Annotated in this window: 20 protein-coding genes and 2 tRNA genes; 16 read left to right on the top strand and 6 right to left on the bottom strand. The window is 61.2% G+C overall.

What is annotated here, in order from left to right:
* Positions 1–118: 118 nt before the first annotated feature.
* The gene (locus CQ002_RS12270) at positions 119–2053 is read left to right on the top strand and encodes a methyl-accepting chemotaxis protein (RefSeq protein ID WP_034105697.1); all 1935 of its coding nucleotides are present in this window, start codon (positions 119–121) and stop codon (positions 2051–2053) included.
* Positions 2054–2143: 90 nt separating this feature from the next.
* Here CQ002_RS12270 and CQ002_RS12265 read toward each other — a convergent pair whose 3' ends face one another.
* The 4 genes from CQ002_RS12265 to CQ002_RS12250 form a co-directional block, all read right to left on the bottom strand.
* On the bottom strand, positions 2144–3709 hold the full coding sequence (locus CQ002_RS12265; RefSeq protein WP_034105695.1) for an iron ABC transporter permease: 1566 nt from the start codon (positions 3707–3709) through the stop codon (positions 2144–2146).
* Positions 3709–4734, bottom strand: a complete 1026-nt coding sequence (locus CQ002_RS12260) for an iron ABC transporter substrate-binding protein (RefSeq protein WP_034105693.1) — start codon at positions 4732–4734, stop codon at positions 3709–3711. Before CQ002_RS12260 ends, CQ002_RS12265 begins: the two co-directional genes overlap by 1 nt.
* Before the next feature lie 173 nt (positions 4735–4907).
* Positions 4908–4994: transfer RNA gene (locus tag CQ002_RS12255), tRNA-Leu, on the bottom strand.
* A gap of 152 nt (positions 4995–5146) precedes the next feature.
* Positions 5147–5233, bottom strand: a tRNA-Leu gene (locus CQ002_RS12250).
* A 225-nt stretch (positions 5234–5458) separates the two neighbouring features.
* Between CQ002_RS12250 and rnr the strand changes: the two genes are divergently transcribed.
* From rnr to CQ002_RS12180, 14 genes are all read left to right on the top strand, one after another.
* A complete protein-coding gene (gene rnr / locus CQ002_RS12245; protein ID WP_034105691.1) occupies positions 5459–8095 on the top strand; it encodes a ribonuclease R in 2637 nt (878 codons plus the stop codon).
* Positions 8092–8850, top strand: coding sequence for a 23S rRNA (guanosine(2251)-2'-O)-methyltransferase RlmB (gene rlmB / locus CQ002_RS12240; RefSeq protein ID WP_034105689.1), 759 nt, complete (start codon positions 8092–8094; stop codon positions 8848–8850). Before rnr ends, rlmB begins: the two co-directional genes overlap by 4 nt.
* 304 nt (positions 8851–9154) lie before the next feature.
* On the top strand, positions 9155–9577 hold the full coding sequence (gene rpsF, locus CQ002_RS12235; protein ID WP_003236224.1) for a 30S ribosomal protein S6: 423 nt from the start codon (positions 9155–9157) through the stop codon (positions 9575–9577).
* Positions 9578–9605: 28 nt separating this feature from the next.
* Entirely contained in the window at positions 9606–9836 is a 231-nt protein-coding gene (gene rpsR / locus CQ002_RS12230) for a 30S ribosomal protein S18 (protein ID WP_002551829.1), read from the top strand.
* 36 nt (positions 9837–9872) lie between these two features.
* A complete protein-coding gene (locus tag CQ002_RS12225; protein ID WP_034105687.1) occupies positions 9873–10766 on the top strand; it encodes a hypothetical protein in 894 nt (297 codons plus the stop codon).
* Between the two features lie 18 nt (positions 10767–10784).
* Positions 10785–11231: a 50S ribosomal protein L9 gene (rplI, locus tag CQ002_RS12220; protein WP_003171376.1), complete on the top strand. Its 447-nt coding sequence runs from the start codon at positions 10785–10787 to the stop codon at positions 11229–11231.
* Positions 11232–11341: 110 nt separating this feature from the next.
* A complete protein-coding gene (gene dnaB / locus CQ002_RS12215) occupies positions 11342–12736 on the top strand; it encodes a replicative DNA helicase (protein WP_105161565.1) in 1395 nt (464 codons plus the stop codon).
* Positions 12737–12920: 184 nt separating this feature from the next.
* A complete protein-coding gene (locus tag CQ002_RS12210) occupies positions 12921–15230 on the top strand; it encodes a YgiQ family radical SAM protein (protein ID WP_105161566.1) in 2310 nt (769 codons plus the stop codon).
* Positions 15231–15441: 211 nt separating this feature from the next.
* Positions 15442–16362 carry a hypothetical protein gene (locus CQ002_RS12205; protein ID WP_034105683.1) on the top strand — a complete coding sequence of 307 codons (921 nt, stop codon included), beginning with the start codon at positions 15442–15444 and terminating at the stop codon, positions 16360–16362.
* Positions 16359–16808, top strand: a complete 450-nt coding sequence (locus CQ002_RS12200) for a hypothetical protein (RefSeq protein WP_105161567.1) — start codon at positions 16359–16361, stop codon at positions 16806–16808. Before CQ002_RS12205 ends, CQ002_RS12200 begins: the two co-directional genes overlap by 4 nt.
* Before the next feature lie 218 nt (positions 16809–17026).
* Positions 17027–17476, top strand: a complete 450-nt coding sequence (locus tag CQ002_RS12195; protein ID WP_105161568.1) for a hypothetical protein — start codon at positions 17027–17029, stop codon at positions 17474–17476.
* A 187-nt stretch (positions 17477–17663) separates the two neighbouring features.
* The gene (locus tag CQ002_RS12190; protein ID WP_105161569.1) at positions 17664–20954 is read left to right on the top strand and encodes a DUF2126 domain-containing protein; all 3291 of its coding nucleotides are present in this window, start codon (positions 17664–17666) and stop codon (positions 20952–20954) included.
* A 161-nt stretch (positions 20955–21115) separates the two neighbouring features.
* The gene (locus tag CQ002_RS12185; protein WP_105161570.1) at positions 21116–23602 is read left to right on the top strand and encodes a circularly permuted type 2 ATP-grasp protein; all 2487 of its coding nucleotides are present in this window, start codon (positions 21116–21118) and stop codon (positions 23600–23602) included.
* Positions 23602–24492, top strand: coding sequence for a transglutaminase family protein (locus CQ002_RS12180; RefSeq protein WP_105161571.1), 891 nt, complete (start codon positions 23602–23604; stop codon positions 24490–24492). The genes CQ002_RS12185 and CQ002_RS12180 overlap by 1 nt, the downstream gene beginning before the upstream one ends.
* A 46-nt stretch (positions 24493–24538) precedes the next feature.
* Here CQ002_RS12180 and CQ002_RS12175 read toward each other — a convergent pair whose 3' ends face one another.
* On the bottom strand, positions 24539–24721 hold the full coding sequence (locus CQ002_RS12175) for a hypothetical protein (RefSeq protein ID WP_034105670.1): 183 nt from the start codon (positions 24719–24721) through the stop codon (positions 24539–24541).
* A 333-nt stretch (positions 24722–25054) separates the two neighbouring features.
* Here CQ002_RS12175 and azu point away from each other — a divergent pair, with 333 nt between their 5' ends.
* Entirely contained in the window at positions 25055–25501 is a 447-nt protein-coding gene (gene azu, locus CQ002_RS12170; protein WP_010213586.1) for an azurin, read from the top strand.
* Positions 25502–25637: 136 nt separating this feature from the next.
* Here the strand turns inward: azu and nadE are convergent, their stop codons facing one another.
* The gene (gene nadE / locus CQ002_RS12165; RefSeq protein WP_034105668.1) at positions 25638–26465 is read right to left on the bottom strand and encodes an ammonia-dependent NAD(+) synthetase; all 828 of its coding nucleotides are present in this window, start codon (positions 26463–26465) and stop codon (positions 25638–25640) included.
* Position 26466: the final 1 nt, after the last annotated feature.

The following is a 26466-nucleotide window of genomic DNA, read 5'->3' as shown; positions in this document are numbered from 1 at the left end:
AAAGGGCTCCTTCGAGAGCCCTTTGTCGTTTCTGCCGCCCGAGCGGCACGACCCTTGCTTCGGTTCTCTCTTTCGCGGTGCTATCAAATTAATGGCACCCGTGGTGGAGGGATTACCGATGTCTGCCGTTCTCTCATTGTTACAAAGTCGTCTGTTGCGGCCGGTGTTCGTTACCCTAGGTATCGCTCTTTTGGTGCAAGTGCTGGTGGCGGTTGCCCTCACACGCAGCACGGTCACAGCGCTGGAAGCTGATTTGGGCAATCGCCTGGGTATCGATAGCCAGAAACTGTCTGGCGAACTGGCGCAGGCTGGCAAGGAAGTCACGTCCAGTCTCGATAGCTTGTCTACGAGCACCCGTCAGCGCCTGACAGCCGGTCTTTCGACCCGCTTGCAGGAAGAGCAGAAGCAACTGCGTGCGACCCTGGAAAAAGACCTGCAGGACTCCGCCAATGATATGGCGCAACTGCTGGCCTCGGTGGCACCCCGCGCCATGTGGGACAGCGACGTGCCGACGCTGTCGGAGTTCGCCCGGCGCGCGCAACGCAATCCCAATGTGCTGTTTGTGGTCTATGACGACGCGGCGGGTGAGCACCTGACCCGCTACCTGAATCGGGAAAACCCGATCAACCAGGCGCTGCTGGCAAAGGGCGCGGGTGACCGTGCCCTGGATAAAGTGCTGGACGCGGCCAAGAGCGATCCTGCTGTGTACTACGTCGAAGCCTCCATCAGCCCTAATGGAGTAGAGATCGGCAAGGTCCGCATGGGGGTTTCGACAGCGTCGGTTGAAGCCGACCTGCAAGCGCTCGACAAGCGTTTCGCCGCGCTGATCGCCAGCGGCGACCAACTGGTCGGCGACAGCCTCAAAGGTGCAGCGGCCGATAGCGCTGCCGCCATGGGCGCCCGTCTGCAATCTGCACAGGCCACCGCAACCCAGATGACGGCCAACACCACCAGCGCCGTCCAGGACGCGGCTGGCACCTTGCGCTGGCGCATTGGCATGGGGCTCGCGCTGGTCGGTCTAGGCGTTTTGCTGTTGATAGCCATCGTGCTGGGGCGCCGGGTCGTCAACCGCCTGAAGCTGCTGATTGCGGCCATGGATGACTTGGCGGCGGGCGAGGGCGACCTCACTAAACGCGTGCAGATCAGCAGCAAGGACGAAATTGGCGACATGGCTTCGGCCGTCAATCGCTTTGTGGATAAGTTGCAGCCGATTGTGCGTGAGGCGGGGGATGTGGCCCAGCGTACCGGCGTGGAAATCGGTGCCATGACCTTGCGCAATGCCGGTGCTGACGCGGCGGCTGGGTTGCAGCGCGATGAAGTGGCCGAAAGCTTGCGCGCACTGTCGCAAATGGCCGACGAGGCGCAGGCCGAAAGCCATGCGATGCAAGCGGCGTTGCAGCAGGTGGTGGATATTCGTCAGGCCACGGATGAGAACTCGCGCACTTCAGCCGAAGTGGGCAGCCTGATCGAGGCATTGGCCGGCCAGGTGCAGGCAGGCTCACAGGTCATCGAGCGCCTGGCCCAGCAAAGCGAGCAGATCGAGGTGGTGCTGACTGTGATTCACGGCATCGCCGAGCAAACCAACCTGCTGGCGCTCAATGCGGCCATCGAAGCGGCGCGTGCCGGCGAAACCGGGCGCGGCTTTGCCGTGGTGGCAGACGAAGTGCGGGCGCTGGCGAGCAAGACGCAAAGCTCCACGGGGGATATCCAGGCGCATATCGTGGCGTTGCAGCAAGGTGCGCGGGAGGCGGTGGAAACCATCGGCAAGGCCGGGCGCCAGGCCAGCGAAGGCTTGCTGGTTCTGCGCGATAGCGTGCGTTTGCAGCAGACGGTGCAGGCTTCGGTGGAGCAAGTGCATGCGGCGATAGGCTTGGCCACGCGCGCGGCCGAGCACCAGGCCCAGGGCGCGCATGCGGTGCGTGGGCGGGTGGAGGTGATCCACGCCCAGGCCGAGCGTGCGGCGCAGGCGGTGGTGGAGACTACCGCCAGTGGCAAGGTGCTGGATGGGTTGGCGGCGCAGTTGAAGGCGAGCCTGGGGCAGTTCCGGGCATAGTGTTGCCTGCCAAGGCCTCTTCGCAGGCACGCCAGCTGCCCCATTGGATGCATTCCAAATGGGCTGGCTGGCGTGCCTGCGATAGCGGTTTCAGCGGCTCAGGTACATCCGCGTTGTCAGCAAATACACCGGTAACCCCGACACCAGAATCAATAGCGCCGCATAGGGCGCCGCCGCCGCGAATTCCACATTCGAGGTATGTGCCCACACCGCGGTTGCCAAGGTGTTCAGCCCCGTCGGGCTCAGCAGCAGCGTGGCGGTCAATTCCTTCATCGCATCCAGGAACACCAGCGCAAACGCCGCGCCCAATGCTGGAAAGATGATCGGCAGCGTCACCCGGCAAAACGCGCTGAACGAGGAGGCCCCCAGCGTGCGTGCGGCTTCTTCCAATTGTGGGGCGGCCTTGTTCAGCGCTGTGCGAATCGGCGCCTGGGCCAGAGGCAGGAACAGCAACGCATAGGCAATCAACAGCAGCGCCGAGGTCTGGTACAGCGCCGGCACGTAATGCAGCGCGAAGTAGACCAATGTCAGCGCAATCACCAGGCCGGGCAGTGCATGCAGCAGGTACGGCAAGCGTTCAGCCCAGAGTGCCAGTTGGCCTTTGTAGCGCACCACCAGCAGTCCCACCGGCACCGCCAGTACCAGGCACAGTGCGGCGCCACCCAGCGACAGTGCCAGCGAAGACAGCAGCGCCTCCCCGATCTCGGCCACCGGGAACGCAGCCGACGAACCGACTGCCAGCCAATACCCGAGCATGCCCAGGGGGATGCCGCTGCCGATGATCGCGAGTGCCAGGCAGTACACTTGGCCCAGTGGAGTCCATTTGCCCAGTCGTACCTGCTCGGCGTGGCGGGCCGCGCCCTGGCCGATGCGTACATGCCGGCCCTTGCCGCGCACGCGCAACTCCAGCCACAGCAATGTCAGGCACATCACCAGCAGTACCGCCGACAGCATCGCGGCGTTGGCATTGCTGAATTCCAGTTCGAATTGCTGGTAGATCGCAGTGGTAAACGTCTGCAGGCCGATGATCGACAGTGCGCCGAATTCCACCAGCATGTGCAGGGCGATCAATAGTGCCCCGGCCAATAGCGACGGCCACAGCAGCGGCAATGTAATGCGAAAGAATACGCCCCAGCGGTTCAGGCCCAGGGTGCGGGCCGACTCTTCCAGGGACGGGTCGAGATTGCGCAGTGTCGCCGCGACCGGCAAAAACACCAGCGGGTATTTGGACAGGCTCATCACCAGGATGGCGCCGCCAAGCCCTTCGAAACTGGCGCTCAGCGACACCCAGGTAAAGCTGCTGACAAACGCGGGTACCGCAAACGGCAGGCACAGGATCACACCCCAGATGCGCCGCCCCGGCAGGTTGCTGCGTTCCAGCAACCAGGCCAGCGACAAGCCAATCACGCCACACGCCACCGTCACCCCGACCATCAACGCCAAGGTGTTGCGCAGCAACCCGAACACATAGGGCCGCCACAGCAGGTGCACCGCCTCTGCCCAGCCGGCTTGCCAGGCCTTGAGCCCGACATACGCCAGTGGCAGCAGGCTCAAGCCCACCAGCAACACTACGGGAAGCAACAGCCAGATCGAAGGGCGCTTGCGCCTTGGGCTCAAACCCCTGCGCAAGGCGGGGGCGGGTAGCGGAGGGTTCATCAGTTCAGGCCAACATCACGTTCCAGGTCCAGGGCTTCTTCGGCGTTGCCAAGGTCCGCTGGGGTGACTTTCGGCGGCTGCAGCTCGTTGAAAGGCTTGAGGCCGCGGTTGGATTCCATGCCTTTGCGCAACGGGTATTCGGCCGAGGTGTTGGTGATCACGCGCTGGCCCTCTTCACTGGCCATGAATGCCAGCAGTTGCTGGGCTTCCTTGGGGTGCTTGCTGGATTTGAGCGCTGCAGCCGAAGACACTGTGATCAAGCCGCCGGCGTCGCCGTTGGTGAAGTAGTGCAGCTGGGAATCCAGGTTGGTTTTTTCTTTCTTCAGGGCGAACCAGTAGTAATTGTTCACCAGTACAGTGGCGACCTCGCCGTTTTCCACGGCTTTTAGGGCGACCATGTTGTTGCTGTATACCTTGCCGAAAGCGCGCAGGCCGGTCAGCCATTCTTCGGCGGCTTCGCGGCCGTGCAGCTTGATGATCGCCACGGCCTGTTCCTGGAACGCGCCACTGGTAGGCACGAAGCCCACTTTGCCTTGCCACTCGGGGCCGGCGAAATCCAGCACTGATTTCGGCAGGTCTTTTTCAGCAATCAGCTTCGGGTTGAACGCCACGACGCGGGTACGTGCGGTCACGCCCATCCAGTCGCCATTGGCGCCCACGTAGTCCTTGGGCAATACATCGAGGGTGCTGGCGTCGATCTTGGCCAGCAGCCCTTGCTCGCCGAGCTTGTTAAGCGGTGGCGATTCTTCGGTGTAGATCACATCGGCAGGGGAGCGGTCACCTTCTTCGACGACCTGGCTGGCCAACTGGTTGCTGCTGCCTTTGCGCACGTTGACGTGGATGCCGGTCTTGGCTTCGAAGGCCTTGGCGAGTTCATCGCCGACTTCCTTGTGCTGGCCGTTGTACAGGGTCAGGGAAACCTTGTCGGCGCAATAGGCGCTGGGAGAGATCAGGGTCAGGCCGAGCAGAGTGATGGTCAGGCCACGCAGAAGGGATGTCTTGAGACGAGTATCGCGGATCATCATCCGGGGTTTTCCTCACTTGAGTGCAACAAATCATTGCAAGGATAAACGATAAAGTTTCTCAGGTGCGGACGCGGGGTCAAATCGACAGGAAAGTTTCCAGGCCAAACTTCCCAGGCGAGGTTTTTTAAACCCCGGAAACGAAAAAACCCGCTTTCGCGGGTTTGATCTGAATTTGGTGCCCAGGAGAAGACTCGAACTTCCACGACCTTGCGATCACCAGCACCTGAAGCTGGCGTGTCTACCAATTTCACCACCTGGGCATTATCAACAACGCTTGCGCTGTTGATGGAGCGAACTATACGGAGGGCTTTTTGATCTGTAAACCCCTGATTCGAAAAAATAAATCAAGATTTACGTTAAAAATCAGAGGCCTGAAACGAAAAAACCCGCTTTCGCGGGTTTAATCTGAATTTGGTGCCCAGGAGAAGACTCGAACTTCCACGACCTTGCGATCACCAGCACCTGAAGCTGGCGTGTCTACCAATTTCACCACCTGGGCATTATCCGACAACGTTGCCGTCGTCGATGGCGCGCACTATACGGAGGGGATTTTGAGCTGTAAAGCCCTGCTATGAAAAAAGCCTGGAAAATTTCGCCAATGGTCGTGCAAGGTGCTCGCCGGGGGCTGCAAAGGGCTTTAAAAGGCTTGTTGACGTCTGAAATTTCCCGTTTCAATACGCGTATGCCAAACTAACCCGCATATAGACAAGGTGAAAACTCTCTAATGGCCGATTGGCAGTCCCTCGATCCCGAGGCCGCTCGTGAAGCGGAAAAATATGAAAACCCTATTCCTAGCCGTGAACTGATCCTGGCGCATCTCGCCGATCGGGGTTCGCCTGCTAGCCGCGAGCAGCTGGTTGAAGAGTTCGGTCTGACCACCGAAGACCAGCTCGAAGCCCTGCGCCGCCGCCTGCGCGCCATGGAGCGCGATGCTCAGTTGATCTACACCCGCCGTGGCACGTATGCGCCGGTAGACAAGCTCGACCTGATCCTGGGCCGCATTGCCGGTCACCGTGACGGGTTTGGCTTCCTTATCCCGGACGACGGCAGCGACGACCTGTTCATGAGCCCGGCGCAAATGCGCCTGGTGTTCGACGGCGACCGTGCCCTGGCCCGTGTTTCCGGCCTGGACCGTCGTGGTCGCCGTGAAGGCGTGATCGTCGAAGTGGTTTCCCGTGGTCACGAGACCATCGTGGGCCGCTACTTCGAAGAAGGCGGCATCGGCTTTGTCGTACCGGATAATCCCAAGGTGCAGCAGGAAGTGCTGATCACCCCGGGCCGCAACGCCAACGCCAAGGTCGGTCAGTTCGTCGAGGTGAAAATCACCCACTGGCCAACCCCGCGCTTCCAGCCGCAGGGCGATGTGATCGAAGTGGTCGGCAACTACATGGCGCCGGGCATGGAAATCGATGTCGCGCTGCGGACCTACGACATTCCTCACGTATGGCCTGAAGCTGTCGTGAAAGAAGCGCGCAAGCTCAAGCCCGAAGTCGAAGAGAAGGACAAAGAGAAGCGCATCGACCTGCGCCATCTGCCGTTCGTCACCATCGACGGCGAAGACGCGCGCGACTTCGACGACGCGGTCTACTGCGAAGCCAAGCCGGGCAAGCTGCGCCTGTTCTCCGGTGGCTGGAAGTTGTTCGTGGCGATTGCCGACGTCTCCAGCTACGTGAAGATCGGTTCGGCCCTCGACAACGAAGCCCAGGTGCGTGGCAACTCGGTGTACTTCCCTGAGCGCGTGATTCCGATGCTGCCGGAAGAGTTGTCCAATGGCTTGTGCTCGTTGAACCCGAAAGTCGACCGTTTGGCCATGGTGTGCGAGATGACTATCTCGAAAACCGGCGAGATGACCGACTACCAGTTCTACGAAGCGGTGATCCACTCCCAGGCGCGCCTGACCTACAACAAGGTCAGTACCATCCTGGAACAGCCGAAAACCAGCGAAGCGAAAGCCTTGCGCGGTGAGTACGGCCACGTCGTACCGCACCTCAAGCAGCTTTACGCGTTGTACAAGGTGCTGTTGGGCGCTCGTCACGTACGTGGCGCGATCGATTTTGAAACTCAGGAAACCCGGATTGTGTTCGGCTCCGAGCGCAAGATCGCGGCGATCACGCCGACCACTCGCAACGATGCGCACAAGCTGATCGAGGAATGCATGCTGGCGGCCAACGTGGCCACTGCTGAATTCCTGAAGAAGCACGAGATTCCTGCGCTCTACCGTGTGCACGATGGCCCGCCGCCGGAGCGCCTGGAGAAACTGCGCGCGTTCCTCGGTGAGCTCGGCCTGTCCCTGCACAAAGGCAAGGACGGCCCGACGCCGAAGGACTACCAGGCTCTGCTCGCCAGCATCAAGGACCGTCCGGATTACCACGTGATCCAGACCGTGATGCTGCGCTCCCTGAGCCAGGCGGTGTACAGCGCTGACAACCAGGGTCACTTCGGCCTGAATTACGAGGCGTACACCCACTTCACCTCGCCGATTCGCCGTTACCCGGACCTGCTCACGCACCGCGCGATCCGCAGCGTCATCCATTCCAAGCAGAACACCCCGCACGTCAAGCGCGCCGGCGCCATGACCATTCCGAAGGCACGGATCTATCCGTACGACGAAGCGGCCCTGGAACAGCTGGGCGAGCAGTGCTCCATGAGCGAGCGCCGCGCCGACGAAGCCACCCGTGACGTGGTGAACTGGCTCAAGTGCGAGTTCATGAAGGATCGCGTGGGCGAGTCGTTCCCGGGTGTGATCACTGCCGTGACCGGCTTTGGTCTGTTTGTGGAGCTGACCGACATCTACGTCGAAGGCCTGGTGCACGTCACGGCCTTGCCGGGTGACTACTACCACTTCGACCCTGTGCATCACCGCCTGGCGGGTGAGCGCACCGGTCGCAGCTTCCGCCTGGGTGACACCGTGGAAGTGCAGGTCATGCGCGTCGATCTCGACGAGCGCAAGATCGACTTCGGCATGCCCGACAAACCCGCAGAAGCGCCGGGCAGCCGCAAAAAGCGCGGCAGCGAAACCACAGCGCCGGCCTCGAAGGGCAAGGGCGCGCCTGCGAAAGCAGCGGTCGCCGAGCCTGCACCGGCCAAGGCCGGTCGCCGTTCGTCTGCCAAGGACAAGGCGCCTGAAGCCTACCGCCCAAGCGACGCAGCGGCGAAAAACGCCGAACTGCGCAAGAGCCGCGAGTTGAAGCAGCAGTTGCTCAACGAAGCCAAGAGCGGTGGTAAAGCGGCGTCTGGGGGAAAGTCCCAAGGGGCGGAAAAACCGTCGAGCAAGCCAAGTAAACACCGTAAAGGCCCGCCGAAAGCGGGTTCGGCTCCCGCGAAAAGCGGCGGGTCGCGCAAACCTAAGGCCAAGTCATGAGTCTGGAAAAAATCTACGGCGTCCACGCCGTAGAAGCATTGCTGCGTCACCACCCTAAACGCGTCAAGCAGGTGTGGTTGGCCGAAGGCCGTAGCGAGCCCCGCGTGCAGGCGCTGGTCGAGCTGGCCACCCAAAACAAGGTTGCCATCGGCCAGGCCGAGCGTCGTGAAATGGACGTGTGGGTGGAAGGTGTCCACCAGGGCGTGGTCGCGGACGTCAGCCCGAGCCAGGTCTGGGGCGAGGCGATGCTCGATGAATTGCTCGATCGTACCGAGGGCGCACCGCTGTTGCTGGTGCTGGACGGCGTGACCGACCCGCACAACCTCGGCGCTTGCCTGCGTTCGGCGGATGCTGCCGGTGCGCTGGCGGTGATCGTGCCTAAAGACAAATCGGCGACCTTGACGCCGGTCGTGCGTAAAGTCGCCTGTGGCGCGGCGGAAGTGATTCCACTGGTGGCCGTGACCAACCTGGCACGCACCCTGGAGAAACTCCAGCAGCGCGGCCTGTGGGTCGTGGGCACGGCGGGGGAGGCGGAGGTCAGCATTTATGACCAGGACCTCACCGGCCCGACCATCCTGATCATGGGGGCCGAAGGCAAGGGCATGCGCCGCCTCACTCGTGAGCACTGCGATTACCTGGTGCACCTGCCGATGGCCGGTAGCGTCAGCAGCCTCAACGTGTCGGTGGCAACGGGCGTCTGCCTGTTCGAAGCCCAGCGCCAGCGTGGCGCCAAAAAGGGCGTGAAGAAAGGCTGATAACACCGCAGTACCCGGTGGGAGCCGGGCTCGCCCGCGATGACGGTGTGTCAGTCGGCAGCGATGTGGCCGACGCCGCCATTGCAGGCAAGCCAGCTCCCACGGTTGTTTGGCGTCTGTGCGGGTGCTGCGCTGTTCAAATAATCACCAATCACCTTGCACGCTTCCTCCCCCTTCTCTACAATTGCGCCCCTTGCCTTCCTGGCAGGCACCGATGTGCCTCCCTGCGGCAAGATCCATAAGTGTCATTCACTCCTTGTCTGACCGTTTTTGAGCGGCAGGCTACAACCCGTAAGGAGCATTCATGCGTCATTACGAAATCATCTTTTTGGTCCACCCGGATCAAAGCGAGCAAGTCGGCGGCATGGTTGAGCGTTACACCAAGCTGATCGAAGAAGACGGCGGCAAAATCCACCGTCTGGAAGATTGGGGCCGTCGTCAACTGGCCTACGCAATCAACAATGTTCACAAGGCTCACTACGTGATGCTGAACGTTGAGTGCACTGGCAAGGCCCTGGCCGAGCTGGAAGACAACTTCCGCTACAACGATGCAGTGATCCGTAACCTGGTCATCCGTCGCGAAGAAGCCGTTACCGGCCAATCCGAGATGCTCAAGGCTGAAGAAAACCGCAGTGAGCGCCGTGAGCGTCGCGACCGTCCTGAGCACGAAGGCGCTGATAGCGCTGATAGTGATGACAGCGACAACAGCGATAACGCTGACGAGTAATCCACGGACCTTTTAAGGAGCCTATCAAATGGCACGTTTCTTCCGTCGTCGTAAATTCTGCCGCTTCACCGCTGAAGACGTGAAAGAGATCGATTACAAAGATCTCAACACTCTGAAAGCCTACGTATCCGAGACCGGCAAAATCGTTCCAAGCCGTATCACCGGTACCAAAGCACGTTATCAGCGTCAGCTGGCCACCGCTATCAAGCGCGCCCGCTTCCTGGCCCTGCTGGCCTACACCGACAGCCACGGCCGCTGAGACCGGGCAGTCGACAAGTAGTAAGGGATTGAATGCATGCGCGCCTTAGCTGAGTTCATCATGCGCGGTCGCGTGCAGGCCACTCTGGTAGTGGCTGGATGTGCAGCATTGCCGTTGTTGTATTGGTTGGGTGCTGCCGCTGGATGCCTTGTGCTCCTGCGGCGCGGTTTACAGGATGCCGTTGGTGTCCTGGCCCTGGGAGTGCTGGCTGCCTTGATCTGGTGGCTGCAACTGGGCGAACCCAAGGTACTTCTGGTACTGCTGGGGTCGTCGAGCCTTGCGTTGGTTTTGCGCGCAAGTGAGTCCTGGGCCCGTACGCTGCTAGTCAGCGTGGCATTGGGGTTGGTGTTTTCGGTGTTGATTGACGCGGCTTTCCGCCCGCAAATCGAGGCGCTGTCGCAGGAGATCGTCAAGATCCTGCCGATGGCCCTCGGGGAACTCTACCAGCAGCTGTCGGTAGAAGAGCGAGCGCGACTGGCAACACTGATTGCACCGGCCCTGATCGGCCTGATGGCGGTAATGATGCAGATCGTCAGCGTGCTGAGCCTGATGCTTGGGCGATATTGGCAGGCGTTGTTGTACAACCCGGGTGGTTTTGGTCGCGAGTTTCGCAGTATCAGAATCCCCGTGGGCCCGGCGATGTTGCTGCTGGCACTCATGGTGGTCGGACCGTACTTCGGTTCACAGGCGACCTTGCTCGTGCTGTTTTGCAGCGTACCGCTGGTGTTTTCCGGGCTGGCCCTGATTCACGGGCTGGTCGCGCAGAAGCGCCTGGCCAGGTTTTGGCTGGTGGGGATGTACGTAACGATGTTGGTGTTCATGCAGCTGATCTATCCGTTACTCGTGGTTTTGGCCATTGTCGACGGCCTGATTGATTTTCGCGGTCGTCTGGCGCCGAAAGACGCCGATAACGCGAACGGTGAAGGTTAAAAGTTAGAGGATTTTCACATGCAACTGATCCTTCTGGAAAAAGTCGCCAACCTGGGCAACCTGGGCGACAAAGTGAACGTTAAGGCCGGCTACGGTCGTAACTACCTGCTGCCATACGGCAAAGCCACCGCTGCAACCGCTGCCAACCTGGCTGCGTTTGAAGAGCGTCGTGCTGAGCTGGAAAAAGCAGCAGCAGACAAAAAAGCTTCGGCCGAAACTCGCGCTGCCCAACTGGCTGAGCTGGAAGTGACTATCACTGCCACCGCCGGTGACGAAGGCAAGCTGTTCGGTTCGATCGGCACCCACGACATCGCTGATGCACTGACCGCCTCCGGCGTTGAAGTGCAGAAGAGCGAAGTTCGTCTGCCGAACGGCACCATCCGCAACGTAGGCGAATTCGACGTAGCCGTGCACCTGCACGCCGAAGTTGAAGCCACCGTACGCGTTGTCGTGGTAGCAGCTTAAGCAATACCTAACTGACTGGCACCTCGCGTGCCAGGCAGTTAACATCGGGCACGATCCTGTTTACAGGTCGTGCCTTTTGTTTTTCTACACACCCCTAATTTCAAGTGGCCATGAACGATATTTCAGCTCCTGAGCAATACGATCTGCAAACCGCTGCCCTGAAGGTGCCGCCGCATTCCATCGAGGCCGAACAGGCCGTGCTCGGTGGTTTGATGCTGGACAACAACGCCTGGGAACGCGTGCTGGATCAAGTCTCGGACGGTGACTTCTATCGCCATGACCACCGCCTGATCTTCCGCGCCATCGCCAAGCTGGCCGACCAGAACTCGCCGATCGACGTGGTGACCCTGGCCGAGCAACTGGACAAGGAAGGCCAGACCTCCCAGGTCGGCGGCCTGGGCTACCTGGGTGAGCTGGCGAAAAACACGCCGTCGGTCGCCAACATCAAGGCCTATGCCCAGATCGTTCGCCAGCGGGCCACGCTGCGCCAATTGATCGGCATCAGCACCGAGATCGCCGACAGCGCCTTCAACCCGGAAGGGCGCACGGCCGAAGAGATCCTCGACGAGGCTGAGCGCCAGATCTTCCAGATTGCCGAAGCGCGGCCGAAAACCGGCGGCCCAGTGGGCGTCAACGAGCTGTTGACCAAGGCCATCGACCGCATCGATACCCTGTTCAACACCGATGCGGCCATTACCGGTATTTCCACCGGTTATGCCGACCTCGACGAGAAAACCAGTGGCCTTCAGCCCTCCGACCTGATCATCGTCGCCGGTCGTCCGTCCATGGGTAAGACCACCTTTGCGATGAACCTGGTTGAAAACGCCGTGTTGCGCAGCGACAAGACGGTATTGGTGTACTCCCTCGAGATGCCTGGTGAGTCGCTGATCATGCGTATGCTCTCGTCCCTGGGTCGTATCGACCAGACCAAGGTGCGTTCCGGCCAACTGGAAGACGACGACTGGCCGCGCCTGACCTCGGCGGTCAACCTGCTCAACGACCGCAAGCTGTTCATCGATGACACGGCGGGCATCAGTCCTTCGGAGATGCGCGCGCGGACTCGTCGCCTGGTGCGTGAGCACGGCGACATCGCCTTGATCATGATCGACTACTTGCAGTTGATGCAGATCCCAGGCTCCAGCGGTGACAGCCGTACCAACGAGATTTCCGAAATCTCCCGGTCCCTCAAGGCCCTGGCCAAAGAATTCAATTGCCCGGTGGTGGCGCTGTCCCAGCTCAACCGTTCCCTGGAGCAACGCCCCAACAAGCGCCCAGTGAACTCCGACTTGCGCGAATCCGGAGCGATCGAGCAGGACGCCGACGTCATCATGTTCGTGTACCGCGACGAGGTGTATCACCCCGAGACCGAGCACAAAGGCATTGCCGAAATCATCATCGGTAAGCAGCGTAACGGTCCCATCGGCTTTATCCGCCTGGCGTTCATCGGTAAGTACACGCGCTTCGAAAACCTTGCGCCAGGCAGCTACAACTTCGACGACGAGTAGTTTCAAGCGCCTGTAAGGGCGTCATCGCAGGCAAGCCAGCTCCCACCTTTGGAATGCGTTCCCCTGTGGGAGCTGGCTTGCCTGCGATGGCGTCACCACAATTCCGACTACTGCCGTCGGAATTGGTCAAAATTTGTGCTATATTCCGCGCCCGCGATTTTTCATCTCAACACCGGTCACCGTCATGCAAACAGCCAAGCCGTTATTTGACTATCCCAAGTACTGGGCCGAATGTTTCGGCCCTGCGCCATTCCTGCCGATGAGCAGGGAGGAGATGGATCAGCTTGGCTGGGATTCCTGCGACATCATCATCGTCACCGGTGATGCCTACGTTGACCATCCGTCGTTCGGCATGGCGATCATCGGCCGGCTGCTGGAGTCCCAGGGCTTCCGCGTCGGGATCATTGCCCAGCCGAACTGGCAGTCCAAAGACGACTTCATGAAGCTCGGTGAGCCGAACCTGTTCTTCGGTGTCGCGGCCGGCAACATGGACTCGATGATCAACCGCTACACCGCCGACAAGAAAATCCGTTCCGACGACGCCTATACCCCCGGCGGCATGGCTGGCAAACGCCCGGACCGCGCGAGCCTGGTCTACAGCCAGCGTTGCAAGGAAGCCTACAAGAACGTGCCGATCGTACTCGGCGGCATCGAGGCCTCCCTGCGCCGCATTGCCCACTACGACTATTGGCAGGACCGCGTGCGCAACTCGATCCTGATCGACGCCACCGCCGATATCCTGCTGTACGGCAATGCCGAGCGGGCCATCGTCGAAGTTGCCCAGCGCCTGTCGTGGGGGCACAAGATCGAAGACATCACTGACGTGCGCGGCACTGCGTTCATCCGTCGCGACACGCCGGCGGGCTGGTACGAAGTCGACTCCACGCGCATCGACCGTCCGGGCAAGATCGACAAGATCATCAACCCGTACGTGAATACCCAGGACACCCAGGCTTGCGCCATCGAGCAGGAAAAAGGCCCGCAGGACGATCCGGAAGAAGCCAAGGTCGTACAGATCCTGGCGAGCCCGAAGATGACCCGCGACAAGACCGTGATCCGCCTGCCTTCGGTGGAAAAAGTCCGTGGCGATGCAGTGCTCTATGCCCACGCCAACCGCGTGTTGCACCTGGAGACCAACCCAGGTAACGCCCGCGCACTGGTGCAGAAACACGGTGAAGTGGACGTGTGGTTCAACCCGCCGCCCATTCCCATGACCACCGAAGAAATGGACTACGTGTTCGGCATGCCGTACGCCCGTGTGCCGCACCCGGCGTACGGCAAGGAAAAAATCCCGGCCTACGACATGATCCGCTTCTCGGTGAACATCATGCGTGGCTGCTTCGGCGGCTGCACCTTCTGCTCGATCACCGAGCACGAAGGCCGCATCATCCAGAACCGTTCCGAAGAGTCGATCATTCGCGAGATCGAAGAGATCCGCGACAAGGTGCCAGGCTTTACCGGCGTGATCTCCGACCTTGGCGGCCCGACCGCGAACATGTACCGCATCGCCTGCAAGAGCCCGGAAATCGAATCCGCCTGCCGCAAGCCGTCGTGCGTGTTCCCTGGCATCTGCCCGAACCTGAACACCGACCACTCGTCGTTGATCCAGCTGTACCGCAGCGCCCGTGCCTTGCCGGGTGTGAAGAAGATCCTGATCGCTTCCGGCCTGCGCTATGACCTGGCTGTCGAGTCGCCGGAATACGTGAAAGAGCTGGTGACCCACCACGTCGGTGGCTACCTCAAGATCGCCCCGGAACACACCGAGGAAGGTCCGCTCAACCAGATGATGAAGCCGGGCATTGGCAGCTATGACAAGTTCAAGCGCATGTTCGAGAAGTACACCAAGGAAGCGGGCAAGGAGCAGTACCTGATTCCTTACTTCATCGCCGCCCACCCGGGCACCACCGATGAAGACATGATGAACCTGGCCCTGTGGCTCAAGGGCAATGGCTTCCGCGCCGACCAGGTGCAGGCGTTCTACCCGTCGCCGATGGCCACTGCCACCGCGATGTACCACTCGAGCAAGAACCCGCTGCGCAAGGTCACCTACAAGAGCGACGCGGTGACCATCGTCAAGAGCGAAGAACAGCGCCGTCTGCACAAGGCCTTCTTGCGCTACCACGACCCGAAAGGCTGGCCGATGCTGCGTGAAGCGTTGACCCGCATGGGCCGTGCCGACCTGATCGGGCCGGGCAAGGACCAACTGATTCCGCTGCACCAGCCGAGCACTGACAGCTACCAGAGCGCGCGTCGCAAGAACTCGACGCCGGCCGGCAGCCATAAGGTCGCCAAGGAAACCACCACGAAGATCCTCACCCAGCATACCGGCCTGCCGCCCCGTGGCAGCGACGGCAGCAACCCATGGGACAAGCGTGAGCAAGCCAAGGCCGCGGCCCAGGCGCGCAATAAACAGGCAGCCAAGGACCGCGCTGATGCGGCCAAGGGCAAGGGCAAGGGCGGCAAGCCTGCGCGCAAGCCGGTCGTGCCGCGTTGAAGGCAGCCTGAACATGTAAAACGCCAGCCGTGTGCTGGCGTTTTGCTTTCTATTCGGTGGCGAGCCTGTTTGTTAAGGTAGCGACCATTAAATCGCCTTCGCGAGCAAGCCCGCTCCCACACTTGAATGTATTCGCAAATCAAAATGTGGGCGGGGGCTTGCTCGCGAAGGCGTCAGTTCAGTCACCACCCATTTCAAGGAAGAACACCCCATGGGTAGCCCCCTGGCCGGCATCGGCATGGACTCCAACCGCTCGCAGTTCATGGCGCGCCAGCGCATCGAAAGCCAGATCAACCTGCCGCGCCTGTTTGCGGCCATCGACGCCGATCCAGGTATCGTTGGCGCAGGCGTCGTATACATCGACGCCGACTTCAACGTCATTACCCTGCGCGAATTCAAGCCCATCTGCAGCATCAAGCCCAAGCGCATCATTTTGCGTGAAGCGCAGAAGTACATTGCGCCAACGCAGTTTGCTCAACATGTCGTGAGCAATCCTCGAGAGTCGCGACTGATTGGCGAAGCCGTGAACACCGGAATCTCCTGCTTGGGGGCGGTCATCAGTTGGGCTGCGATCGCCAGTGGAACCATTCTGGTGCCTTTCAGCGCTGGCGCCAGTTCCGTCATCGTTGTAGTGGGGTATGCGGCTGCCGGCGCGAGTACGCTTCAGTGCTTTAACGGCATTGCCCGAACAGCGCTGGAAGTCGCCAAACCTGAGGTCAAGGATTCGCTCGACAGTGAAGGCTGGTACCAGAATGCGTCCATTGTGCTGGACGCCGTATCACTGGCAGGCGTGGGCGCTTCGGCCCTGACGACGGTCAAGCTGGTCAGGGCCGCCAAAGCATCGACGGGCAAGAGCCTGCGTGATGTGCTTCGCGGTTTGAATCGCCAGGAAAGAGCCAAGCTGACGAAAGAGCTGCTGAGCATCAACCATCCCAGCTTGACCGCGAAGATGATCAAATTGAGGCAGGCGTCGGGCGAGCTCACCAAGCGTTTCACCCCTACGCAGCTCAAGCACAGCACCACTACCCAGATCAAAGACGTCCTGGGCGCAAGCGTTGGGTTTGGCGGGAGTGCCTACTCCGGAAACGTCAACACCATCGCGATTGGACTCTACGAGGAGGTAAACGAATGAGCGAATTGATGACGCTACGCGACTTTTTCAGGCAATACTTTCTGACGTTTATGGGCGGCGTATTTGCCGCATGTTTTTCTTTGGCATTGGCTGTGGCGTTGGCGTTCATTACCTACTTTCGTGATGCGCCCCTTGCCCAAGTGGGGCTCAAGATTATGTCTGTCGGGGCGCTGCTGGTTCTGTTGACGGTCCACAGCAACTTTATGATTTTGCGAGGCCGACCCTCCTGGGTTTGGGTGATGGTGGGAATCTACGTCGGCTGCCTGCTGTTTGTGTTTCCAATGGTTCAATACCAGCCTCAAAAGGTTCTCTTTGGGTTGGCTCTGTTATTCCCATTGCTCGGATTATTGACACTTAACAGCAAGGTTCAACGAGAGATGCGCCAAAAACTGCTGGAGATCCGCTATCTGCGCCAGGCCGTTATAGCGGCGGATAAAAAGCGTTAGCTCCACTGGTCCGTGCCAGCACCAACCCTGTGGTAGTTTTTTAGTTGTATTCAGTGGCGAGTCCGATGGTTAAAGCTGTGCTCCTTAAGTCGCTTTCGCAGGCAAGCCAGCTCCCACAGTTGACCGCGTTCTTACTTTGAACTCCGGCCAACTGTGGGAGCCGGGCTTGCCCGCGAAGGGGCCAGGTTGGTCAGTAGGACTGTATGAGGAAATCAGCGATGAGTGAGCTACCTGGCATTCGCAGTTTCCTGGCGCAGTATTTTCCGGTCTTCATGGGCGCGATTTTCGCGGCGGTGTTCAGCCTTGTGTTTGCGGTGCCGCTGATTTTCGACAGTTACTTCCCACGCTTGCCGATGGACGACAACCTCAAGTGTTCCTTCCTGGGTGGCCTCGCGCTGACATGGGGCGTCGTGCAGTGCAATTTCATGATCGCGCGCGGGCGGCCGCAGTGGGTCTGGCCGCTGGCGGCGCTGCTCGCATTTTGTGTGGTGGCGGTACTGCCCACTGTCGCCTTTGGTCCGCATCCGCTGTCCTATGGATTGAGCCTGCTGTTCCCGCTGCTGGGGTTGCTGCTGCTCAACAGCAAGCGCCACCGCGAAATGCGTCAGAAACTGGTCGAAGTCCGCCGCCTGCGCCAGGCGATGATTGCCCAGCACAAACACCGTTGACTGGGTAGATTCACCACCCACCCTCATGCACGCGCCACAAATATGTGCGTCACTTGCACCACGGCACCCCCGCTGGCGCCGTTTTGGTGCTGTACTGCACCGGGTCTTACGATAAAGCGCAATGACTGCCGCTCTGGCATAAGTCTTGCGCGCTTTGTGCCCATGCCCTGGCTCGCAGGAGGCCGCCGTGTCGATTCATGTCGCGTTGCACCACGTTACGCATTACCGCTACGACCGCGCTGTCGAACTCGGCCCACAGATCGTGCGGTTGCGTCCGGCTGCCCATAGTCGGACGCGGATTCTGTCCTACGCACTGAAAGTGCTGCCCGAACAGCACTTCATCAATTGGCAGCAGGACCCCCAGGGCAATTACCTGGCGCGGTTGGTGTTTCCGGAAAAGACCGATCAACTGCGTATCGAGGTCGACCTGGTCGCCGAGATGGCGGTGTTCAACCCGTTCGACTTTTTCCTCGAGCCTTACGCCGAAAAAATCCCTTTCAGCTACGCCGCCGATGAACAGCGCGAGCTGGCGCCGTATCTGGAAACCCTGCCGCTGACGCCGAAGTTCGCCGCGTACCTGGCGGGTATCGACCGCACGCCGTTGCCGGCCGTGGACTTTCTGGTGGGCCTCAACCAGCGTTTGGCGGCCGATATCGGCTACCTGATCCGCATGGAACCGGGGGTACAGACCCCGGAATTCACCCTGGAAAACGCCTCCGGCTCCTGCCGCGATTCAGCCTGGCTGCTGGTGCAATTGCTGCGCAACCTGGGTTTGGCGGCGCGGTTTGTGTCCGGCTACCTGATCCAGTTGACCGCCGACGTCAAGGCCCTTGATGGTCCATCCGGCACTGAAGTGGACTTCACCGACCTGCACGCCTGGTGCGAAGTGTATTTGCCCGGTGCCGGCTGGATCGGCCTGGATGCAACCTCCGGGCTGTTCGCCGGTGAAGGCCATATCCCGTTGGCCTGCAGTCCGGATCCATCTTCCGCCGCCCCTATCAGTGGGCTGGTGGAGCCGTGCGAGTGCGAATTCACCCACGAAATGTCGGTAGAGCGGATTTGGGAAGCCCCAAGGGTTACGAAGCCCTACACCGAAGAGCAATGGCTGGCGATCCAGGCACTGGGTCGGCAGATCGACGGCGACCTGCTCAAGGATGACGTACGCCTGACCATGGGCGGTGAGCCGACCTTCGTCTCCATCGATGACCCCGACGGCGCCGAGTGGAACACCGCCGCGCTTGGGCCGGATAAGCGCCGCCTGTCCGCCGAGCTGTTCCAGCGCATGCGCAAGCACTACGCGCCCAAGGGCCTGGTGCACTTCGGCCAGGGCAAGTGGTACCCCGGCGAGCAACTGCCACGCTGGTCGCTCAATTGCTATCGGCGCCGCGACGGCGTGCCGATCTGGCACAACAGCGCGTTGATCGCCGATGAGCAGCAAGACTATGGCGCGGACGGCGCCCTGGCCGGGCGTTTTCTGGCCAGCGTCGCTGAACGCCTGAAACTGCCGGCCCGCTTTGTGTTCCCGGCCTTCGAAGACAATTTCTACTACCTGTGGCGCGAAGGGGCGTTGCCGCAAAACGTCACTGCCCAGGACCCACGCCTGAGCGACGACCTGGAGCGTGAGCGCCTGCGCAAGGTATTCGCCCAGGGCCTGGACAAGATCATCGGCCAAGTGCTGCCCCTGGCACGCACGGCGGCCAATGACCGCTGGCAAAGCGGGCGCTGGTACCTGCGCGACAACCATTGCCGCCTGGTGCCGGGTGATTCGCCGCTGGGCTATCGCTTGCCATTGGCCTCGCAGCCTTGGGTGACGGCGGCGGAGTATCCGTTTGTGCACCCGACTGACCCTAACCAGGACCAGCCGGAGCTGCCGACGACCGCCCAATTGCAAAGCCACGGTGAACCCGCGCCAAGTGATGAGCGCGTGCCGAAGGTGGACGAGTCCGCCGATTGGTTGACCCGCACCGCCCTGTGCGCCGAAGCGCGTGAAGGCCGCCTCTATCTGTTCATGCCGCCCCTGGAGCGCGTCGAAGACTACCTGGAACTGGTGGCTGCCATTGAGGCGACTGCCGAGGAACTGCACTGTCCGGTATTACTGGAAGGCTACGAGCCGCCGGCGGATATGCGCCTGAGTAATTTTCGCGTCACGCCGGACCCTGGCGTGATCGAGGTCAATGTGCAGCCGTCCGCCACCTGGGACGAGTTGGTGGAACGCACCGAATTCCTCTATGAGCAAGCACGACAAACCCGCCTGACCACCGAAAAATTCATGATCGACGGACGCCACACCGGCACCGGTGGCGGTAACCACTTTGTGCTCGGTGGCGCGACACCCAAGGACTCGCCGTTCCTGCGTCGGCCGGATCTGCTGCGTAGCTTGATCAGCTACTGGCACAATCACCCCTCGTTGTCCTACCTGTTCTCCGGCCTGTTCATCGGTCCGACTTCACAGGCACCCCGGGTGGACGAGGCACGCAACGATGCGCTGTACGAGCTGGAAATCGCTTTTGCGCAAATGCCCGAACCCGGCGAAGAATGCCCGCCATGGCTGGTGGACCGTCTGCTGCGCAACCTGCTGATCGACGTGACCGGCAATACTCATCGCGCCGAATTCTGCATCGACAAACTCTACTCACCGGATGGCGCCACCGGCCGCCTTGGCCTGCTGGAGCTGCGCGCGTTTGAAATGCCACCCCATGCACGCATGAGCCTGACTCAGCAACTGCTGCTGCGGGCGCTGGTTGCGCGCTTCTGGCGTGAACCCTACGCGCCGCCGAAGCTGGCGCGCTGGGGCACCGAACTGCATGACCGTTTCCTGTTGCCGCACTTCATCGCGCAAGACTTCGCCGACGTGATCGTCGAACTCAACGCGGCCGGCTACCCGCTGCGCGCCGAATGGTTCGCCGCGCACCTGGAGTTCCGTTTTCCCAAGGTGGGCGACTACGCCGTCAGCGGTATCGAGCTGGAACTGCGCCAGGCCCTGGAGCCCTGGCACGTATTGGGCGAAGAGGGCGCGGTAGGTGGCACGGTGCGCTATGTGGACTCATCACTGGAACGCTTGCAGGTGAAGGTGAGCGGCCTGGCGCCACAACGCTATCTGCTGACCTGCAACGGCATTGCGGTGCCGTTGCAGCCCACTGGGCGCGTCGGTGAGTTCGTTGCCGGCGTGCGCTACCGCGCGTGGCAACCCGCCAATTGCCTGCAACCGACGATCGCGGTGCATGCGCCGTTGGTGTTCGACTTGCTGGATACCTGGATGCAACGCTCGTTGGGCGGCTGTCAGTACCACGTCGCCCATCCGGGTGGACGCAATTACGACAGTTTGCCGGTGAATGCCAATGAAGCCGAAAGCCGGCGCATGGCACGGTTTTTCCGCTTGGGGCATAGTCCTGGCAAGCTCCCCGTGCCAAGCCTGGTCATCAACGACGAGTTACCGATGACCCTGGATTTACGGCGCCACCCCAATAAAAATGACTGAACGCAATCCAATGTGTGGGCGCGGGATGGCTCGCGAATACGGTGAATTGGTCGATACATCAGTCGACTGATCCGCCGCCTTCGCGAGCAAGCCCGCTCCCACAGGGGATTTGCCGTGTTTGTTAGGTTAATCTGAGCCCCCTTGCCCCTGCCGAGCGTTCCATGTCCGACTTGCTCGACCGTTACCCGCTGACCGCGGGCACCTATCACGAACTGCTGGACGACAGTGGCGCGGTACGTGCCCATTGGCGGCGCCTGCTCGACCATCTGCAACGCAGCACACCCGCGCAATTGGCCCAGCGCCAGGCGCTGCTGACCCGGCAGATCCAGGAAAACGGCGTGACCTATAACGTCTACGCCGACCCCAAGGGCGCGGACCGTCCCTGGGAGCTGGACCTGCTACCCCATGTGCTGGCCGCCAATGAATGGCAGCAGCTGTCGGCGGGTATCGCCCAGCGTGCGCGCCTGCTCAATGCCGTGTTGGCCGACCTGTACGGCCCGCAACGCCTAATCAAGGAAGGCTTGCTGCCGGCCGAGCTGGTGTTCGGGCATAACAACTTCCTGTGGCCGTGCCAGGGCATTCAGCTGCCGGACAGTGCGTTCCTGCACCTGTACGCCGTGGACCTGGCGCGCACGCCGGATGGCCGTTGGTGGGTCACCGCCGACCGTACCCAGGCGCCATCCGGTGCCGGTTATGCGTTGGAAAACCGTACCATCGTGTCGCGGGCGTTCCCGGATCTTTACCGGGACCTGCAAGTTCAGCACCTCACCGGTTTCTTCCGCACCTTGCAGGAAACCCTGGCCCGCCAGGCGCCCGCTGATAACCAGCCCCCGCTGATCGTGTTGCTCACGCCAGGCCGCTTCAACGAAAGCTATTTCGAGCACCTGTACCTCGCTCGCCAACTCGGCTACCCGCTGGTGGAAGGCGGCGACCTCACCGTGCGCGACAGCACCGTATTCCTGAAGACCCTCAGCGGCCTACGCCGGGTGCACGCGATCATGCGCCGCCTGGATGACGACTTCTGCGACCCGCTGGAACTGCGCACCGACTCGGCCCTCGGCGTGCCCGGCCTGCTGGACGCCGTGCGCCAAGGCAATGTGCTGGTGGCCAATGCCTTGGGCAGCGGCGTGCTGGAGTCCCCCGGCTTGCTGGGCTTCCTGCCCAAGATCAATGAGTTCCTGTTTGGCGAAGAACTGATCCTGCCGTCCATTGCCACGTGGTGGTGCGGTGAAGCGCCGGTGCTCGCTGAAGCCCTGGAGAAACTGCCGGAACTGCTGATCAAGCCGGCGTTTCCGTCGCAGAGTTTTGCGCCGGTATTCGGCCGTGACCTGGACGACGAACAACGCCAGGCCCTGGCCGAGCGCATGCGCGCCCGGCCCTACGCCTATGTCGCGCAGGAGCTGGCGCAACTGTCCCAGGCGCCGGTGTGGCACACCGTGGATGACCACCTGCAACACCGCGCCATCGGCATGCGCGTGTACGCGGTGGCCAGCGACGACGGCTACCGCGTGCTGCCCGGCGGCCTGACGCGGGTGGCCGCCGAAGCCGATGCCGAAGTGGTGTCGATGCAACGTGGCGGCGCCAGCAAGGACACCTGGGTGCTGGGCGAACGCGCCGCCGGTAGCGAGCACTGGCGTGCCCAGCGGGCGATTGGCGCCCATGACTTGGTGCGCCGCGATCCTTATCTACCGTCCCGCGTGGTGGAAAACCTGTTCTGGTTCGGGCGTTACTGCGAGCGCTGCGATGACAGTGCACGCTGGCTGCGCATCGTGCTGGCGCGCTACGTGGACGGTGACGACCCGCTGGCCTTGCAGGCGGCGGTCGAGCTGGGCGAAAACCTGCGGCTGTTGCCGGAGGAGGGCGAGTTGCCCGAACGCCTGCTGGCGGCGCTGCTCGGTGATGACTGGCCTTCGAGTCTGCGCGCCAACCTGCAACGCTTGCAGTGGGCGGCGTCTCAGGTGCGCGGCAAGTTGTCCCGGGAGAACTGGCAAGCCCTGGTGGAGCTGCAACGCGAGGCCATTGAGCTGGAAAGCGACACCCCGGATTTTGGCGAGTTGCTGGATTTTCTCAACCGCCTGGTGATGTCCTTGGCGGCACTGTCCGGGTTTGCCCTGGACGACATGACCCGCGACGAAGGTTGGCGCTTCTTGATGATGGGCCGGCGCATCGAGCGCCTGCAATTTCTGAGCAGCAGCCTGGCGGCGTTCCTGCGAGGCGTGGCGGTGTTCGACCAGGCGGGGTTGGAGTGGTTGCTGGAGCTGGGCAACAGCAGCATCACCTATCGCTCACGCTACCTGGCGGTGCCACAGTTGATCCCCGTCCTCGACCTGCTGCTGCTGGACGAGCAGAACCCCCATGCGGTGCTGTTCCAGCTCAAATTGGTGAGCCGCACCCTGCGGCGTCTCAACGACGATTTCGGCGTGGCGCGGGAAACCGGCCTGGCCCCATTGGTCGAGCGCCTGGCGCGATTCGACCTGGGCTGCCTGGAGAACCCGTTGTTTGGCGAAGCCAGCGTGCGTGCCGCGCTGGATGGCTTGGCTGACCTGCTGCAAGCCGTCGCCGATGAGAGTGGGCAAGTGTCGGACCGCCTGGCCTTGCGCCACTTTGCACATGTGGATGATGTCAGCCAGCAAACGGTGTCGGTGTGATGAGCGCGCGCTATCAGATTTTCCACGATACTCATTACCACTACGACAGCCCGGTGTCCCTGGCCCAGCAGTTGGCGCACTTGTGGCCACGGCCGTGCGCCTGGCAGCGTTGCAGCTCGCAACAACTGGATATCAGCCCGGAGCCGACGTCGCGCCGCGATGAGCTGGACGTGTTTGGCAATCCCATCACTCGCCTGGCGTTCGAGCGGCCCCATGATGAGCTGCTGGTGAATGCCGGGTTGACCGTGGAAGTGCTGGCGCGGCCGGCGCTGGACTTCCAGCAATCGCCGGCCTGGGACCAGACCCGCGACAGCCTGACCTACAGCAGCCAGGCCATGCCGCCAGAGCTGATCGAAGCCTGCCGCTACCGTTTCGAATCGCCCTATGTGCACCTGAAGAAAACCTTCGTCGAGTTCTCCGAAAGCTGCTTTCCTCCTGGCGAGGCGCTGTTGTTGGGCGTGCAGGCATTGATGGAGAAGATCTTCAGCGAGTTCACTTTCGATGCCGAAGCCACCCAGGTCGCCACACCGCTGGTGGAAGTGCTGGAGCGCCGACGCGGCGTGTGCCAGGACTTTGCTCACCTGATGCTGGCCTGCCTGCGCTCGCGGGGGCTGGCGGCGCGTTACATCAGCGGTTACCTGCTCACCCAGCCACCGCCCGGCCAACCACGGCTGATCGGCGCGGATGCGTCCCATGCGTGGGTGTCGGTGTATTGCCCGGTATCGGGCTGGGTGGACTTCGATCCGACGAACAATGTGCAGCCGGCACTGGAGCACATCACCCTGGCCTGGGGCCGGGACTTTTCCGATGTGTCGCCGTTGCGAGGGGTGATCCTGGGGGGAGGGAGCCATGACCCTGAGGTGCGGGTGACGGTGATGCCGCTGGAATAACGGTTGATTGTGCCGAGCCGGAGGGGCCGGCTCAGCACAAAGGAAATTATTCAGCCGGATCTTTTGGTGTTTCGGTCTCGTCGCTCGTTACTTCAGCATCGGCATCCGGGTTCAGTGCACCGGCCTCTTCATCGGCAGCGGCTTTCTTGCGCTGCAGTTTTTCCTCTTTCTTCTGTTCCTTGGCCAAGTCTCTCTGACGTTTGGCGAAGGAGTAATTAGGTTTGGCCATGGGCGATCCTCTAGGGTCGAAGGTGAGGGTGGCGGCGCGCAGCTGCCTTGGGACGACATGGTAGCAGCTTCGAGGTGCGCTTGGCCTTCACTTACCGCAGGCGTAGGCAGCCAGCAGGCCGTTGAACAGTTGATTAAGGTGCATGGCTCGGACTCCGGTGGGTGATGAGCCGATCATAGGCAGGTCGCAGTACTTTGGCTGGTAGATTGTGTTGATCAGTCTGATAGCCTAAAGTTGTATACAATCTGTTGATTCAGATCATAAGAATTTCTGCCTGCTTCAGGCACCCTTTGTCGCAATACGCGTTTTCTAAACCCTGCCTTGGAGATTCACATGTTTGCCAAACTCGTTGCTGTTTCCCTGCTGACTCTGGCGAGCGGCCAGTTGCTTGCTGCAGAGTGCAAGGTCACCGTCGACTCCACTGACCAGATGTCCTTCAACACCAAAGCCATTGAAATCGACAAGAGCTGCAAGACATTCACCGTCGAGCTGACTCACTCCGGCAACCTGCCGAAAAACGTCATGGGCCATAACTGGGTGCTGACCAGCGCCGCCAACATGCAGCCTGTTGCCACTGACGGCATGGCCGCGGGTATCGACAAGGACTACCTGAAACCAGGTGACGATCGGATCATCGCCCACACCAAAATCATCGGTGCTGGCGAGAAAGACTCGGTGACCTTCGACGTGTCGAAGCTGGCGGCCGGTACTGACTATGCATTCTTCTGCTCGTTCCCAGGCCACATCTCGATGATGAAAGGCACTGTGACCGTCAAGTAAGACCGCGTCATCGTTCATCGCAGGCAAGCCAGCGCCCACACTCGACCGCGTTCTCATGTTGGACATCGGTCAACAGTGGGAGCTGGCTTGCCTGCGATGGCAATCTAACGATCAATACAACACGCTCCGGCTCACCTCACGGCGCAAACGGCATGACCCGCTTGTGTTCGGTCTTGCGGTACGTGTCGCAGATAATCCTGAACGCTTCCTCGCGCACCGGCTCGCCATGCAGGAACGCATCGATCTCGGCGTAGGTCACGCCATGTGACGCTTCGTCCGGCTTACCTGGCGACAGGTCTTCCAGGTCGGCAGTCGGAATCTTCTCCACCAACGACTCCGGCGCACCAAAGTGCCGCGCAATCGCGCGTACCTGGTTCTTCACCAGCCCGCTCAACGGCGCCAGGTCGCAGGCGCCGTCACCGAACTTGGTGAAAAAGCCCATCACCGCTTCCGCTGCGTGGTCGGTGCCGATCACCAGGCCACCGGCCGCGCCGGCGATGGTGTACTGGGCGACCATGCGCATGCGCGCCTTGGTGTTGCCCAACACGAAATCGCGGGACACCGCGGCCTTGCCTTCAAATGCCGCCACTTCATTGGCCAGGGATTTAACCGCCGGGCCGATGTTCACTGTGTGGCGTTCGTCCGGTTCGATAAAGTCCACCGACGCCTGGGCATCAATCTCATCGAACTGGGTTTCGTAGGGTAGGCGCACGGCGATAAAACGGTAGGCTTCATCGCCGGTGCTGGCGCGCAGCTCCTGCATCGCGCGTTGGGCCAACAGGCCAGCGGTCAGGGAGTCGACACCGCCGCTGATGCCCAGCACCAACGCTTTGAGCCCGGAATTGCGCAGGCAGTCCTGGATAAAAGTCACGCGGCGGGCGACTTCGGCCTCAAGGGCGGCCTGGTCTTTGAACGGCGCTTGGACCTTGAGCTGTTCAGCAATCTCACGCTGTACGGCTTGCATG

This window comes from Pseudomonas sp. MYb13 (assembly GCF_002980075.1).
Taxonomy (GTDB): domain Bacteria; phylum Pseudomonadota; class Gammaproteobacteria; order Pseudomonadales; family Pseudomonadaceae; genus Aquipseudomonas; species Aquipseudomonas lurida.
Note: the sequence above shows the minus strand (reverse complement) of the source record. Positions and strands in the feature narration are given on the sequence as shown.